At 34.3% G+C, this 15,931-nt stretch carries 12 protein-coding genes, 2 tRNA genes and 1 pseudogene; 7 read left to right on the forward strand and 8 right to left on the reverse strand.

The window, feature by feature from the left end; genetic code table 11:
* Positions 1 to 5: 5 nt before the first annotated feature.
* Both fdhE and ACP5O9_RS05160 read left to right on the forward strand, forming a co-directional pair.
* Positions 6 to 743 carry a formate dehydrogenase accessory protein FdhE gene (fdhE, locus tag ACP5O9_RS05155; RefSeq protein WP_424904483.1) on the forward strand — a complete coding sequence of 246 codons (738 nt, stop codon included), beginning with the start codon at positions 6 to 8 and terminating at the stop codon, positions 741 to 743.
* On the forward strand, positions 743 to 2,674 hold the full coding sequence (locus ACP5O9_RS05160) for a molybdopterin biosynthesis protein (protein WP_353685612.1): 1,932 nt from the start codon (positions 743 to 745) through the stop codon (positions 2,672 to 2,674). Before fdhE ends, ACP5O9_RS05160 begins: the two co-directional genes overlap by 1 nt.
* Here ACP5O9_RS05160 and ACP5O9_RS05165 read toward each other — a convergent pair.
* Both ACP5O9_RS05165 and scpB read right to left on the reverse strand, forming a co-directional pair.
* Complete coding sequence (locus ACP5O9_RS05165; protein ID WP_428723555.1) at positions 2,671 to 3,612, reverse strand: LysM peptidoglycan-binding domain-containing protein; 942 nt, start codon at positions 3,610 to 3,612, stop codon at positions 2,671 to 2,673. The genes ACP5O9_RS05160 and ACP5O9_RS05165 overlap by 4 nt on opposite strands.
* An 11-nt stretch (positions 3,613 to 3,623) precedes the next feature.
* Positions 3,624 to 4,163 carry an SMC-Scp complex subunit ScpB gene (gene scpB / locus ACP5O9_RS05170; protein WP_353685610.1) on the reverse strand — a complete coding sequence of 180 codons (540 nt, stop codon included), beginning with the start codon at positions 4,161 to 4,163 and terminating at the stop codon, positions 3,624 to 3,626.
* Between the two features lie 109 nt (positions 4,164 to 4,272).
* Between scpB and ribD the strand changes: the two genes are divergently transcribed.
* Positions 4,273 to 5,343, forward strand: coding sequence for a bifunctional diaminohydroxyphosphoribosylaminopyrimidine deaminase/5-amino-6-(5-phosphoribosylamino)uracil reductase RibD (gene ribD, locus ACP5O9_RS05175; RefSeq protein ID WP_428723556.1), 1,071 nt, complete (start codon positions 4,273 to 4,275; stop codon positions 5,341 to 5,343).
* A 66-nt stretch (positions 5,344 to 5,409) separates the two neighbouring features.
* A complete protein-coding gene (locus ACP5O9_RS05180; protein WP_428723557.1) occupies positions 5,410 to 5,718 on the forward strand; it encodes an Lpp/OprI family alanine-zipper lipoprotein in 309 nt (102 codons plus the stop codon).
* Positions 5,719 to 5,730: 12 nt separating this feature from the next.
* Here ACP5O9_RS05180 and ACP5O9_RS05185 read toward each other — a convergent pair whose 3' ends face one another.
* The 3 genes from ACP5O9_RS05185 to ACP5O9_RS05195 form a co-directional block, all read right to left on the reverse strand.
* Entirely contained in the window at positions 5,731 to 6,657 is a 927-nt protein-coding gene (locus tag ACP5O9_RS05185; protein WP_428723558.1) for a L,D-transpeptidase family protein, read from the reverse strand.
* Between the two features lie 23 nt (positions 6,658 to 6,680).
* Positions 6,681 to 6,755 (reverse strand) — tRNA-Glu (locus tag ACP5O9_RS05190).
* A gap of 11 nt (positions 6,756 to 6,766) precedes the next feature.
* A tRNA-Gln gene (locus ACP5O9_RS05195) sits at positions 6,767 to 6,837 on the reverse strand.
* 113 nt (positions 6,838 to 6,950) lie between these two features.
* Here ACP5O9_RS05195 and amrA point away from each other — a divergent pair.
* On the forward strand, positions 6,951 to 7,460 hold the full coding sequence (amrA, locus tag ACP5O9_RS05200) for an AmmeMemoRadiSam system protein A (protein ID WP_353685606.1): 510 nt from the start codon (positions 6,951 to 6,953) through the stop codon (positions 7,458 to 7,460).
* Here the strand turns inward: amrA and hflX are convergent.
* The 3 genes from hflX to ACP5O9_RS05215 form a co-directional block, all read right to left on the reverse strand.
* The gene (gene hflX, locus ACP5O9_RS05205; RefSeq protein ID WP_428723559.1) at positions 7,438 to 8,769 is read right to left on the reverse strand and encodes a GTPase HflX; all 1,332 of its coding nucleotides are present in this window, start codon (positions 8,767 to 8,769) and stop codon (positions 7,438 to 7,440) included. The genes amrA and hflX overlap by 23 nt on opposite strands.
* Positions 8,770 to 9,119: 350 nt before the next feature.
* Entirely contained in the window at positions 9,120 to 11,033 is a 1,914-nt protein-coding gene (feoB, locus tag ACP5O9_RS05210; RefSeq protein WP_428723560.1) for a ferrous iron transport protein B, read from the reverse strand.
* Entirely contained in the window at positions 11,033 to 11,260 is a 228-nt protein-coding gene (locus ACP5O9_RS05215) for a FeoA family protein (protein ID WP_353685603.1), read from the reverse strand. Before ACP5O9_RS05215 ends, feoB begins: the two co-directional genes overlap by 1 nt.
* Positions 11,261 to 11,536: 276 nt before the next feature.
* Between ACP5O9_RS05215 and ACP5O9_RS05220 the strand changes: the two genes are divergently transcribed.
* Positions 11,537 to 14,974, forward strand: coding sequence for a helicase-related protein (locus ACP5O9_RS05220; protein WP_428723561.1), 3,438 nt, complete (start codon positions 11,537 to 11,539; stop codon positions 14,972 to 14,974).
* A pseudogene (locus ACP5O9_RS05225) lies at positions 14,974 to 15,931 on the forward strand (Eco57I restriction-modification methylase domain-containing protein); the annotation flags it as partial. The gene ACP5O9_RS05220 and the pseudogene ACP5O9_RS05225, both read left to right, overlap by 1 nt.

Below are 15,931 nucleotides of genomic sequence, written 5' to 3' on the forward strand. Positions count from 1 at the left end.
GAGATATGAAAATTGAAGAAGTAATAAACGAAAAACCATATTTACGAAGCCCCCTTGAATTTTATGGAAAAATTAAAAATTTAACAGAACAGTGCAAAAAAGACAAAGAAATGCTAAATCTTGACAGCGATACTGCATTGATTGATATTGTTCTTAAAAATTTCTCATTAGTTTTTCAGATCCCCTATGAATCAGTTTTGTTCTTAAAGGATGAGATTTTAAAAAGCGGTAAAAATCCTGTTAAGGAGCCTCATAGTTTGTGGACACTTCAGATTCAAGGCGAGGAGATTTCAAAGGAAGAAGCTGAAAGAATGCTTTTTATATTAAGCAAGCCCTTTTTTGTCTTTTTAAGAAAAGAAGGCGAGCAGGCATCTTTTATGGATACAGGAAAATGCCCAGTCTGTGGAACAGATTCATCTCTTGCAATGATTACAGAGAATAATGAAAAAATAATGATCTGTCCACTTTGTGGGCATAGAGGAAGCTTTTTCAGGATTGGATGTCCATATTGTTTTAATAAAGATTCAACCAGAATAGAAATCCTTCTTGATGATGAAGAAATAAGAGCTGAACTCTGTCTTGAATGTAATACTTACATAAAAAGCTTTAAAGAAGATCATTATATGAAATACAGAGATCCATTTTTAATTGACCTGGTTAGTTTGCCTCTTGATATTGTGGTTCAGAAGCGTGGCTACATAAGAAGATCTCCAAATATTATAGGTTTAAGAACAATTGCATAATGGGTAAGAAGGTTTTTCATGAACTTATATCTTTGGATGAGGCAAGACAGAGGCTTTTAAATTTTTTTAAAGAAAGGGTTTCAATTCCCATTGATGCAGAAGTAATTTCGGTTAAATCCGCCTTAGGAAGAGTCACAGCAGAGCCTGTTTTTGCGAAATTTTCCTCACCCTATTTTCATTCTGCTGCAATGGATGGATATGCTGTTAGAGCTCGTGATACTTTCACTGCAACTGAGAGAGAGCCAGTAAGGCTCAAAATTGGTGTTGATGCTCACTGGATTGAAACAGGAGACCCACTTCCAGAGGATTTTGATGCAGTAATACCAGTGGAAGATGTCAATATAAAGAATGGATATATAGAGATTTATGCATCTGTGCCTCCTTACAATGATGTAAGACCTATTGGAGAAGATATTGTGGCAACAGAGTTAATTATTCCTGAAAGTCATGTTGTGCGTGCTGCTGACATTGGAGCAATGCTTGCAAGCGGAATAACAGAGATAAAAGTTCGCAGAAAGCCTGTTATTGGGATAATTCCAACAGGTTCAGAACTAATTGACGCTGAAACAATTAAAGAGAGAATGCCAAATCCTCCTGAGCTTATAGAGTATAATTCAGCCGTTCTTAGCAGTCTCGTAACTGAGGTGGGAGCTGAAGCTAAAATTTATTCAGTAGTTCCAGATGAGGAAGATAAAATAAAAAATGCAATTTTGCATGCTTTAAACGAGTGTGACATTGTTTTGTTGAATGCTGGTTCTGGATATGGAAAGGAAGATTTTACTTATAAAGTAATCAATGAACTTGGTGAAGTTATCATAAATGGTGTTGCCATAAAACCTGGTAAACCCTTTATTGCAGGATTTATTAGAGAGAAAGCAGTTTTAGGAATACCGGGTTATCCTGTATCAGCCTTCTTATGCTTTGACATTTTTGTTAAACCTCTTATAGAGCTTTATCTTGGTGTATCAACAAAAAAAGAAGAAGTACTTAAGGCAATACTTTCAAGACAGATATCATCAAGCATAGGGGTTGATGAATTTGTAAGAGTGAAGGTGGGTAGGGTAGGAGATAAATACATTGTAACTCCAATGGGAAGAGGTGCAGGACTTTTAATGAGTGTTGTTAGAGCTGATGGATATATTGTTGTTCCCAGAGGTTCAGAAGGATTCTCTCAGGGGTCTGAGATACCCGTTTATTTATGGCGTAGCAAAGAGGAGATTGACAATACTGTAGTCTGCATTGGCAGTCATGATAATACTCTTGATGTTTTGTATAATTTTTTAAGAAAAAGATTTCCCCAAGTAACTCTTTCATCTGCACATGTTGGTTCAATGGGAGGTCTTATTGCAATTAAAAAAGGTGAAGCACATATTGCTGGGACTCATCTTCTTGATGAAGCAACCGGGGAGTATAATGTGCCTTTTATAAAAAGACTTTTGCCAGAGAAAAAAGTTGTTCTTATTAATCTTGTTTATAGAATTCAGGGTTTTATCGTTAAAAAAGGTAATCCAAAAAACATTAAAGGATTTGAAGATCTTACTCGTGACGATGTAGTTTTTATAAACAGACAGGCAGGTTCAGGCACAAGACTTCTTCTTGATAAACATTTAAAGGAACTTGGGATATCTCCTGATGCTATAAAAGGTTATGACAGAGATGAATACACCCACATGGCAGTTGCTTCAGCAGTGCTTACTGGAAGAGCTGATGTGGGACTGGGCATTCTTTCCGCTGCCGAAGCTCTTGGACTTGATTTTATTCCTATTACTGAAGAAAGATACGATGTTTTGATTCCTCAGGATTTTCTTGAATTGCCAATAATTCAGGCAGTTTTAAAAGTCATAAAAGAAGACGAAGAGTTTAAAAAAGCAGTGAACTTCCTTGGTGGATATGATACTCGTGATATGGGTAAGATAATGTATTCTAATTAATTTTCCTGCTTTTTAACTTCCTCGATAGCTTTTTCAATGGATTCCTTATCAATTCCAAGAATTCTTTTTGCACCAATAAATCTGCTCAGATAATAGGGAGCTTCTAAACTGTCAATTGTTACCTTTTTTGATCTCGTTGATGCATGGATGAACAAGTTGTCTCCCAGATAAATTCCAACATGAGAGGGAAATTTTGCATAGGTTCTGAAAAATACAAGGTCTCCTGGTTGGAGTTCATCTTTTTTTACAGGAACTCCCATAGTAAACTGCTCTCTTGCGCTTCTTGGCAGTTCAATTCCAACCATTGAATAAACTTTTTTAACAAAAAAGGAGCAGTCAAATCCGCTAAAACTATTTCCACCAAATCTGTATGGTAGATGAAGCATCTTTTTGGCAAAAAGAAGCAATCTTTCTGTTATGCTCAACTGAGAGATATTTTCCGATGCTTTTATCTCTTCTAATTCTTCTTTCTTTTCTTCTATATCTAATTTAGCTGAATGAATGGTTGGAACTTTTTCATTCTCTCTTATTGATAGGTTTTGTGTTGTATCATTTTGAGCCTTTACTAAAAGCTTCTGTCCTGTCCTAAGTTTGTTGCTGCTTAAGCTATTGAGTCTTTTAAGTTCATCTACTGATATATTGTATTTTTTTGCAATTCTATACAGTGTTTCACCCTTTTTCACAGTGTGATACTGTGGTTTGTTTTCATTTATTGATTTTGAATTAGATTTTTTTTCATTTTTTTCAGGAATTTGCAGTTTCATTCCTATTTGCAGTTTATTGCTTTTTAGATTATTTGCCTTTTTTATTTCATTAACGGAAACATTAAATTTCTCTGCAATTTTATAAATACTGTCACCTTTTTTTACTGTGTAAGTCTGGGCAAATACAAGGCAGGGAAAAAGAATTATTATTAAAAAGACAAATATTTTACTCATAAATCACCTCCTTATGCAGCGTTAGCATTATTAAAATCAAAAACTGCTGGCAATTCATTTAAACTTGAAATACCGAAAGTTTTCAAGAATTCCTTCGTAGTTCCATAAAGAAAAGGTCTGCCAGGCACTTCCTTTTTACCTACAATTTTTATAAGTTTTTTTTCAATCAGAGTTTTTATTGCATAATCAGAGTTTACACCCCTTATTTTTTCTATTTCAGCTTTGGTAATTGGTTGTTTATAAGCTATGATAGCGAGTGTTTCAAGTGCCTGTTCGGAGAGTTTATTGTTTGTATGCTGTTTAAATATTTTTATCCATTCGGCATACTGGGGATTTGTAAGCATCTGATAGGAATCTTCCATTTTGATAATCATAATTCCTGAATTTCTGGCTCTATATTCTTCAGCAAGTTCATTGATTACTTCTTTAAGATAAGTTTCAGGAATGTTTAACATGGTATGGAGAAATTTTATTGAGAGAGGTTTTTCTGCGACGAACAGCAAGGACTCTAAAACTCCCTTTATCTGTTCTCTCTGGGTGAACAAATTCATGACTTTCATATTATACAGAATCATTTTTAAAAAATCAATGCCATCAGGGCAAGCACAGAAAAAAATTATTCATATGTTACAATGAAATATGTTGGATGATAAATTCTTTATGAAAAGAGCACTCTTTCTTGCAAAAAAGGGAAACTGGAGAACTTCTCCAAATCCAATGGTTGGTGCTGTGATTGTAAAAGATGGGAAGATTATATCAGAGGGATATCATAAAAAAGCAGGCTTACCCCATGCAGAAGCTGAAGCTATAATGAGTGCAAAAGAGTCTTTACATGGTGCAACCCTCTATGTAACACTTGAACCATGCTGTCACAGAGACAAAAAAACACCTCCTTGTACAGATGCGATTATAAGTTCAGGTATAAAAAAAGTTGTAATTGCCATGCGAGATCCGAATCCAAAGGTATCAGGAAAAGGTATAGAGATATTAAAGTCTCACGGAATTGAAGTAATTGAAGGAATTTGTGAGGAAGAAGCTAAAAAATTAAACGAGTTTTATATAAAATACATAACCACTAAAACACCTTTTGTAATTCTAAAAATAGCAATGACACTTGATGGTAAGATTGCAACTCCTACAGGTGAATCTAAGTGGATTACTTCAGAAAAATCAAGAAAACTTGTACATCTTATGCGTTCAAGAGTTGATGCTTTACTTTCTGCCTGTGGAACTGTGCTGAAAGACAATCCAATGTTTACATCAAGAATAAAAGGAGGCAAAAATCCATTAAGAGTTATTATAGACCCTGAATTGGTAATCCCTTTAAATTACCATGTCTACACTCCTCCACCAGATACAATAGCTATAGTGCATGAAAGTAAATTAACTGATGATAAAGTAAAAATCTTACAAAGCAGAGGCATAGAAATTCTCTTTTTTTCTTCTGAAAAAGTTGATTTAAAATGGCTTATGAAAGAGCTTGGCAAAAGAGAGATTACTTCTTTGATGATTGAAGGAGGCTCATCACTTAATAGCTATGCCTTATGGAGTGGAATTGTTGATAAATTCATGATTTTTATTGCACCAAAGATAATAGGAGGTGCAGATTCTTATCCAAGTATTGGTGGAAAAATTTATAAAGATCTTAACGAAGCCTTTAAAATTGAGAATTTAAAAATAAAAAGAATATCATCTGACATTCTTATAGAAGGATATTTAAAAAAGGCTTGAAAAATTTTTAAATTTGAGCTAAAGTTGTATTAATTAAGATTTTGTTAGGAAAGGAGGTGAGACAGAATGAAAAAACTTTTAACCGTTATGGTAGCAGCAATGTTCATTTTTGCTTTTGGTTGCGCAACAAAGGATTATGTGAAGCAGGAGATTGATCCTCTTGTTGACAGAATAGGTAAGCTTGAATCAAAGGTAAACAATCTTGAATCAAAGGTTAATGCTCTTGACAAAAAGATTGATGACTGCTGCACTAAGGCTGATGATGCAGCAAAGAGAGCAGAGGCTGCAGCACAGAGAGCAGAAGATGCAGCAAAGAGAGCAGAGGCTGCTTCACAGAAAGCAGGAAAGGCATTTGAGCTTCAGCAGAAGAAATAATTTAGAATTTTTTCAGAGCCATGGATCCTGTGGCAGGATCTGTGGCTCTTTATTTTTTATGCTTATGGAAGTTGGAATTCCGCTTTTTTGTTTAACAGCATTGTAAAGTCTGAATGTATCAACATATTTTAAAAGTCCTTTTTTAGCAAGTTGTTCCATTGCATCTTTAAGATAATCAAAATCTTTTAGCTGATCGTCCCTGTGCACCTCAATATAGACATCTTGTCCAATTTTTCCAACTTTTACAGGTTGTCTTACGATTAAAACTTCAGTTCCTACAGGAACCATTTCAAAAAGTTTTGGAATATCTTCAGGATACAGCCTTATGCAGCCATGGGTAACTTTTCTTCCAACAGCCCATGGCCTGTTTGTTCCATGAATAAGATAACTCAATCCTGAAAGTCTCATTGCATGTGTTCCAAGAGGATTTTCAGGTCCAGGAGGCACCACTGCTGGAAGCTCAGGCCTTTCTTTTCTGATTGACTCAGGAACATACCACGGAGGATTAACAATTTTATGAGATATCTTGAATTTACCTACTGGAGTTTCCACTCCATCATCCCCTATGCCAATTGGAAATGTTGTCACTAATTGTTCTTTAGATTTTTTATGAAAATAATAAAGTCTCATTTCAGAGAGATTTATAATTATTCCCTGAAAATTCGCTGGTCTGTCAGGTAGGATCCAAAAAGTAGGAATTATTGCTTTATTTCCATCTCCTGGAACAAAAGGATCCATCAGAGGATTAGCATCTACTATTTCGTTATAGCCTAAATCGTAATGTCTTGCGATTTCAATGAGAGATTCTTTATTTTTTATTATATGAGTTTGCAGTTTTCCAATAATTGTTGTATCCTGCGAGACAGAAAAGGTCTCTGCAAAACACATGATAGAATTGACAGTAAAAAATACAATTGTTAAATAAAACAACTTTTTCATATGTAGTTATTTTTTAAGCAAAACGGTCCCAACGGGATTCGAACCCGTGCTTTAGCCTTGAGAGGGCTACGTCCTCGACCTGGCTAGACGATGGGACCTTTAAAAAATACTGGGGAGAGAGGATTCGAACCCCTACAAGCAGATCCAGAGTCTGCCGTCCTGCCGTTAGACGACTCCCCAATCTTTTATTGATATATCATAAAACCATTTAAATTGTCAAACTATTAAAGCCTTAATCTATATTGATGGTTAAATCATTGAATTTGTATCCATAAGTTGGTATATACTTAATTATGCATCCCTATGTAGAACTGGCTAAGAAAACTGTAGAAGAGTATGTGACAACCGGGAAAATACCTCCAATTCCTAAAAATATTCCTGCTGAGATGAAAAGAAAAGCAGGAGTATTTGTTTCAATAAAGAAAAAAGGTCAACTTCGTGGATGCATCGGCACATTTTTGCCTGCCACTGAAAATATATACACAGAAATAGTGAGGAATGCTATAGCTGCAGCAACTGAAGACCCTCGTTTTTCTCCTGTTCAGCCTCAGGAGCTTGAAGATCTGGAATATTCGGTGGATATATTAAGTCCTCCAGAACCTGTAAAAAGTCTTGATGAACTTGATCCCAAAAAATACGGAGTTATTGTAGTAAAAGGATGGCAGAAGGGTCTACTTCTTCCAGATATAGAAGGTGTAAATACTGTTGATGATCAGCTAAGAATTGCCAAACTGAAGGCAGGTATTGATCCATATGACCCTGATGTGGAGATTTACAAATTTAAAGTGGAGCGTTACAGGTAACTTCTTGCCAAAGCCTGTTTTTTATTTCATCTATTAATGGAATAAGTGTGTTTCTGTCTTTTGCCGAGATTCCTATTGCATTGTATCTGCTACAGATCTGCTTAACCTCAAAAAACGGAATTTTGTCAATTTTGTTAAAGACAAGAATTACAGGTTTTGTATCAAGTTCCAACTCTTTAAGGATTTTATTTACAGAATCAATGTGATTTTCAAACTGTGGATTTGAAATATCAACAAGATGAATAAGTAAAGAAGCGTCTTCCAGTTCTTCCAGTGTAGCCTTAAATGCTGCAACAAGGTCCTCTGGCAGGTCTCTTATAAAACCAACTGTATCAGTAATTATAAGCTCCTTTTCTTCGGGAAATTTCAATCTTCTTGAAGATGTATCAAGGGTTGCGAACATTTTATCTTCTACAAAAACATTACTTTTTGTAAGCGCATTAAGAAGTGTAGATTTGCCAGCATTTGTATAACCTATAATTGAAACAATAGGAATAGAAAGTTCCTTTCTGCGTTTTTTTCTTTCCAGTCTTGCCAGTGTGAGTTTTTCAAGTTCATTTTCAAGATGATGAATCCGTTCCTTTATTCTCCGCCTATCAATCTCCAGTTTTGTCTCTCCAGGACCTCTTCCTCCAATTCCACCAGCAAGCCTTGACATGGCAGTTCCTTTACCTGTGAGTCTTGGAAGCATATATCTTAACTGAGCAAGCTCCACCTGAACTTTTCCATCTCTTGTTTGAGCTCTCTTTGCAAAAATATCAAGTATAAGCTGGCTACGGTCTATTACTTTTAACTCTGTCATATCAGTTATTGCTCTTATCTGAGAGGGCGTTAAATTCTGATCAAACACAAGAAGAGTTGCTCCCATATCCATTGCATTGATAATCAATTCTCTGAGTTTACCTTCTCCAAGAAGATATTTTGGATTTATCTGTTTTACCCTCTGAATGATTTTATCTATTACGAGCACATCAGCTGACTTTGCGAGTTCTTCTAATTCCTCCATGTGTTCTTCAAGAATGTATTTTGGCGCTGTTGACACACTGATAAGAATAGCTTTTTCTCGTGGATCGTTTACATCAATAGCTCTTGCTCTATTCATTTCTGCCTCAAGATTATTGATAAATTCTTTAAAATTAAGCCTTAGAGAGTAAAAATTTGATGAAATAACTTCAATTTGATTTTCTTTCCCATAAGGTAAGAGATGAACAATATGAATGAGCTCCGGGAGTCCTTTTTCAAGGGTTAAAACAGCCAGAGCATCAAATCTTAAAAGTCTCAGATCTGTAATATCTTCTCTGTCAGGCATTTCTTTATTTAAGTGAGTATGGATGTATCTTAAGCCTCTTAAAGGTTTTTTCCCTATATTAAAATCTTCAAGTGAAGGGATTAAAATGGAATGAGCAGTGCCAATTATAACATGGGTTATATTTCCTGCCCTGTCAATTAAGACTCCAATTTGTCTGTTAATTTCAAAGGACAGAGCACATAAAGATTTTGCTAATTCAGGAGTTATAAAGACTTCTACAGGCTGTTTTTTTCTGTAAAGCTTTTCTATTGCATAAATAATGCTTTTTTTTAATCCTGTTGTATTGCCGTAAACTTTAGCTATTTTTAGCTGCCTCCTTAATTTAAAGATAGCAAATTTTTAGATTTTTATCAAATGACCACTGACAGTATTATTCTTGAAATCACAGCCAGTATTAATGCTATAAGTGTAGTTAAGCCTGAGATGAAAATCATTCTCTTAAATCCAAGTTCTTTTATCAGTACTCCAATTGTTCCAACGCAGGGTATGTAAAAGAGGGTAAATATGGTATAAACAATTAATTGAAGATCTGTCATCACAGTGTTAAGCTCAGTTGTATGCATTGCCTGAAAAAGCATTATCATTGAAAGTTCTTTCCTGAGAATTCCAAAAAGAAGCGTAATTCCTGTTTGTTCAGGCAGTCCAAGAAGCAAGCTCACTACAGGAGCAACCATTTTGTTTAAAATTAAATCTATCTTTAAATATTCCAGAAGACTGAGAGTAATACTGCTTATGATTAGCAGTGGCCAGGCAACAAGCATAAAATCCTTGAGTCTTAGCCATGTTTTCATAAAAACATTTTTTAATGTAGGAATTCTTAAAGGTGGAATTTCCATTATTAAGCCAGGAGTAATTTCAGGAATAAATTTTGTTAACACAGCACCTAAAATCATAATTACAAGAATATTAAAAAGATAAAGTGCTGCAGTAGCCAATCCTCCGATATACGCTCCGACTAATCCGAATATTATTGCTGTTCGAGCTGCACACGGAATTAAAACAGAGAGAGTTGCTGTAATAAAGCGGTCTCTTGGAGACTCGAGGATTCTTGTCGCCATAACTCCAGGAACATTGCATCCATAGGAAATTACAAATGGAAGAATACTTTTTCCATGCAATCCAATTCTATGCATTACTGTATCCATCAAAAAAGCCATTCTTGGCAGGTAACCTATGTCTTCCAGAACAGTTAATCCAATAAAAAATGGTATTAAATAAGGAATGGCAACGCCAACTCCTCCAGAGAAGCCTTCAAGCAATCCTTTGACAATAAAGTATAATAAAGTGTTTTCTTCAATAAGCCCTGGCAATTTCTGAATCAAGGAATCAAAAGCATCTGTGATAGGCTCTTCAATGATTTTTCCCACTTCAAAAACCATGAAGAAAATTCCAAAAAGAATTAAAAACAATAAAGGATATCCAAGATATTTGTTTGTGAGCAAATCATCAATTCGCTCTCTGAAAGATTTTAAAGGCTCTCCCACTTTTGCTACATCTTCAAAGATATTCATTGTAAGAGCATGTCTTTCAGAGGATATAACAGTATCAGCGTGTCTTCCATGGCTTGCCTTAATTTCTTCTCTTATATTCTCAATTTTTTCCAGAATTTCAGGAAATTTTTTAATTTCATCAAAAAGTTCTTTATCACCTTCCAGTAATTTTACAGCAATATATCTTCTTGGAATATTTTGCAGAGACTCCGATGGGATAATTTTTTCAATTTCTTCAATTTTTTCTTCTATATCTTTGTGGAAATACTGTATCTTAGGAATAAGTTTTTTATAGTAAGCCTGTTTTACGGATGGAAAGATTTTATCAAGCCCGATTCCTTTATTTGCAACAGTTTCAATAACAGGAACTCCAAAAATTTGAGAGAGTTTCTCACTGTTGATTTCAATGCCTTTTCTGCGAGCTTCGTCTACCATGTTTAAACAGATAACCATTGGAACCTGAAGCTCTGCAACTTGAAGTGTAAGTTCAAGGCTTCTTGAGAGACTGGAGGCATCAATTACATTTACAACAACATCTGCCTGTCCGGACAAAATATATTTTCTTGACTCCAGTTCAGCCATATCAATGGCTGTGAGAGAATAAATTCCCGGTAAGTCGACTATTTCAAAGGTTTCGTCTCCAACCTTTACTTTGCTTACTGTATAATGAACTGTTTGTCCTGGAAAGTTGGCAGTTATGGTTTTATATCCTGCAAGTCCATTAAAGATTGTGCTTTTACCTGCATTGGGCTGTCCTACAAAGGCGATTTTCATTACAATTCCTCCACTTCTATCTTTGAAGCAACTCCTCTACCCAGTGCTACATCAACCCCATTTACTTCCAGAAGCACAGGACCGCCCAGAAAAGAGCTTTTTTTCAATGTCACAATATCACCAATATGTATTCCAAGGCATTGAAGGTGTTGGCGAATACCTTTTCCTCCTAAAATTTTTACAATTTTGGCTTTTTTGCCATTCTCTATATCAAGCAATGTCTTCATTGCAAGCCTCCTTATTTAAACCTTCTATAAATGGTACATATATTTTTCCAATTTTATTAGATAATTCTAATTATTGAACATAAATTCTAATTTTGTCAAGCCCCCGAATTGCCTCATTTAAAATCTACTTGAAATACCATTCGTTACAGATTCCTTTTCGCACCCACAAGGGATGCAAGGACAACACGGTGTCAAGAAAAAGGTAAAAACTCCTTTTGAATAGATTTTTATGTGATGCAATAAGCTTGACAAATAGGGAATTACTGTTATATAAAAATGGGATTTGACATGTTTATAACCAATACTTCTGAAAAGAATCTTGAAAAACGACTTAAGGAACTAATTAAGAATAGTGCTGAACTTAAATTTCTGGTAGGCTTTTTCTATTTTTCAGGTTTTAAAGTTTTATACAAGATTTTAAGGGAACTTTATGAAGAGGGCAAACTTAAAGAAGGATTTCTTAAAATCCTTGTAGGGCTTAATATTGATAGTGGAGTTTATGGTATATACGAAGGTGCAAAAAGATTAAAAGTTTTTAATTCAAACATAATTAAAGATGATTTTTTTCAATCCTTTAAAAAAGCCTTTACTTCAGCTGATCTTGATAATTCTGAGGTTTATGAACAGGTTGATTTTTTCAAAAGACTTCTTTTAGAAAATAAACTCATTATTAGAAAAACCAAAGAACCCAATCATGCCAAATTATACATATTCAGCATGGATGAAAATTCGAAGGTCATACTTCCAGGACTTTTTATAACAGGCAGTAGCAATTTAACGCGAGCAGGTCTTGAATCCCAAGATGAATTTAATGTAGAAATAAAAGATTATGGTTTTGAGGATGCAAAAAACTATTTTGACAATTTTTGGGAAAGAGCTATTGAGTTAACTCCTGAAGATGTCCAAAAACTTATAGAAATTCTTGAGAATGAAACTTTTTTCCGAAACATAACTCCTTTTGAAGCCTATGCATATTTGTTAAAAATATACTTAGATTTACATCAAGGTCTGTATCCTGTTCAAGATTTAAGAAGACTTTTACTTGAAAGGAAATACAAACCTTATGATTATCAACTTTCAGCTGTTTCTCAGGCAGTTGCTAATTGTGAAGCTCACAGTGGCTGCATTCTTGCAGATGTTGTGGGACTTGGGAAAACTATAATTGCATGTCTTACCGCCAAAGCTCTTGGTAAAAGAGGAATAGTGATTTGTCCTCCACATCTTATTGGAGATAATGCTAAAACTTCAGGTTGGAAAAAATATCTGGAAGATTTTAAACTTTGGGATTGGGAGGTATGGTCTCTTGGAAAATTGGAAGATGCTCTGAAATTTGTCAATAATAATCACGATTTTGAAATGGTCATAGTAGATGAAGCTCATCGCTTTAGAAATGAAAGAACACAAAACTACCACTACTTGAGAGAAATTTGCAGAGGAAAAACAGTTCTTCTTCTTTCCGCAACTCCCTTTAATAACAGCCCATCAGACATATTTGCTCTTCTTAAACTTTTTACTATTCCCAAAAAATCATCAATAGTTTATGATGGAGATCTTGAAGCCCGCTTTAAACAATACGAAACCGAATTCAAAAAACTGGCCTATATAAAAAAATATTGGAATTCAAGTGATCCTAAACGCAAAAGTAGAGCTCTAAGATTTTATCAAGATCTTTTCTTAAAAAAAGTAAGTTCTCTAAATTCAGAACATCTGATCGAAGTCAATCAGAGAGTAAAAAAAATTGCAAGAAAAATTCGCTCTATTCTTGAGCCTGTGGTAATAAGGAGAAATCGCCTGGATTTAAAATATTTCAAAGATAAAGAGAGAATTGAATTTCCTGAGGTAAAAGACCCAATCGAGGCTTTTTATGAATTAACAGATGAGCAACTTGAATTTTACGATAAAGTTATAAACTCATTTTACACTGTTGATGAAGGTGGAAGATTTAAAGGAGCTATTTATTTACCAATTTTATATGAAAAGGGCATCTCAAGGGATCTTTTCGACGAGCCAGAAATATATTTAGAAAAAAAGGAAGATCCTTTTCTCTATACTTATCAGAAAAGTCTTTATGATCTTATGCGAAGGCTTCTTGTTAAAAGGTTTGAAAGTAGTTTTAAAGCTTTCTATGAGAGCCTTGGGAATTTTATGAAAGTTTATGAGAAAGCTTTAGAGTTTGCTCAAAAAACCAATAAATTTATTCTTGATAGGAGGCTTATAGAGCGAATTTATGAAAAAGACGAAGAGGAAATTTTAGAAATATTAGAGAACTACAAAAAGCAATTAGAAGAGGAAAAATTGGACTCTTCTTTTTACAAAGTTTATGATATCAATAAGTTTAAATTAAGGGATGAATTCTTCAGGGATATTGAATCAGATATTCAGTTATTCAAAGAGCTAAAGGAGGAAATGGAAGATCTAAATTTACTTGAAGAAGATCCAAAGGCTCAGAAACTTGTAGAAGTTGTTAAAGAGTTTAACGAAAAGAGAAGAAAAGTTGTAATTTATACAGAATATATAGATACTGCAAAGTATCTAAAAGAAATTCTTAATGAACACTTTGGTAGTCGAGTTCTTACAGCTGCTGGAAATTTAAGCAAAACTATCATAAAAAAAATATATGCCAATTTTGATGCTCAATATAAAGAACAAAGAGATGAGTATGATATACTTCTCACAACAGATAAACTTTCAGAGGGTTTTAACTTAAACAGAGCCGGAGAGGTTATAAACTATGATATTCCCTGGAATCCTGTGAGAGTTATTCAAAGAGTTGGACGTATAAATCGTATTGCCAAAAAGGTCTATGATGAAATTTACATTGTAAACTTTTTCCCAACACAAAAAGGTGCAGACTATGTGCGGTCAAGAGAAATTGCTCAAACTAAAATGTTCATGATTCACAATGTTCTTGGTGAGGATGCCAAAATTTTTAGTCCCGATGAAGAGCCCCAGGCCTCCGAACTCTATCGGAGACTTACAACTAAGCCTCAGGATGAAGAGGAGGAAAGTTTCTATACCAAAGTGTTTAAAGAATATGACCGCATTTTAACAGAGCATCGTGAGCTTGTTGAAAGCCTAAAAGATCTCCCAAGTAGAATTAAAGTTGCTAAAACCGAATCAGAAAATGAACTTATGGTTTTTATCAAAAGAGGTAAAGACCTTTTCGTTGGATATCAAAGATACGATGAAAGAGCGGCAAAAACTACAACCTTTGAAGAAGTGTTTGAGAAAATAAAAGCCCATCCTGAAGAAAGGCAGTTACCTTTAAGCTCTGACTTCTGGGAAGTTTATCATCAAATTCTTGAAAAATCTTTTCCTGCAAAGAATGATATTAGGACATCTTCTAAAGATTTATTTGAGTCCTCTCAAAGGGCATTAAAACTAATTCTTGAAATGCCCTATGAAGAACTCAATAATTATCACTCCTTTATTTCAGATCTTATAGAAGACATAACAAGATATCGTACGCTCTCTGAATATGTAATAGGAAAAATTGCAGATTTTGAAGATATCTGTAAAAAAATAAGAAATTATGAGCAAGAAGGAAACAAGGAGAAATTAAAAGGGCTTTTGGAAAAGCTTGTTAGCAAATTAGAAGAAATAAAATCTGAGATAGGGGAAGATTTTCTCGATAAAATTGAAAAATTCCTTAAAGAAAAGCCAGAAGAGGTAATAATTGCTATTGAAAACCAAAAGATTGATGGTGGGTTCTAATGTCAAGGGATATTCTTCGTGAAGCTCTGGAGAAGTTAGTTCATAATTTTTCTTTAAAAACCTTAAAAGATGATGTTCTTTATTGGAAGTTCAAAAAATTAGATCCTCAATTTTATGAAAAGGAGCTTTATCATTTTGAGGATGAAAAGTTCTCGGATATAAGAGAAATTTTGACGGTTAGATTAAGAGATAATAACACTTTAAAAGCCTTTGGTGTAAAGGTAGAGTATGAGCTTTCTGATAGGTCAAGCAAGAAAAGACAATTTGAGCTTGCTAAAAAAATCTTAAGAACAACAGACAACATAGGGGTTGATGCAGGTCTTTTTACCTTTTATGATTTAGAGGGAAATTTCAGGTTTTCTTTGGTTCATAAGATTTATGAACCTGGCAAAACAGCTTTCAGCTATTACAAGAGGTATACCTATTTTGTAGAAAGAGGAAGACCATATAGAACTTTTCTTAAAGCCCTATATGAGGGAGATTTTTTCCAATTAAAAACCCTAATTTCAGCCTTTTCAACCCTTCCCCTTACCAAAGAATTCTATACAGAAATCCAAAACTGGTATGCCTGGGCTCTAAAAAATGTCTGGTTTCCTGGGGGAGTTTCTGAGGAAAATCTAATAAGGCTTCTTACAAGGCTTATTTTTGTTTGGTTTTTGAAAGAAAAGAGGTTAATTCCTGAAGAGATTTTTGAGGAATCCTTTTTGACTAAGATAGTCAAAGACTTTGGAGAGGTTGATAATTATTACAATGCCGTTCTTCAGAATTTGTTTTTTGCAACTTTAAATAGATATCCTGAAGAGAGAGAATTTACAAAAGATGGAACCTTTTTGGAAAATAAAACGCACTATGGAGTAAAAACTCTTTATAGATACAAAAATAAACTTCTTATCTCTGAGGACGAATTTATAAAGCTTTTTAGCAAGGTTCCTTTTATTAATGGTGGCCTTTTTGAAT

It is taken from the genome of Thermodesulfovibrio sp., from assembly GCF_049969575.1.
In the GTDB taxonomy this organism is placed as follows: domain Bacteria; phylum Nitrospirota; class Thermodesulfovibrionia; order Thermodesulfovibrionales; family Thermodesulfovibrionaceae; genus Thermodesulfovibrio; species Thermodesulfovibrio obliviosus.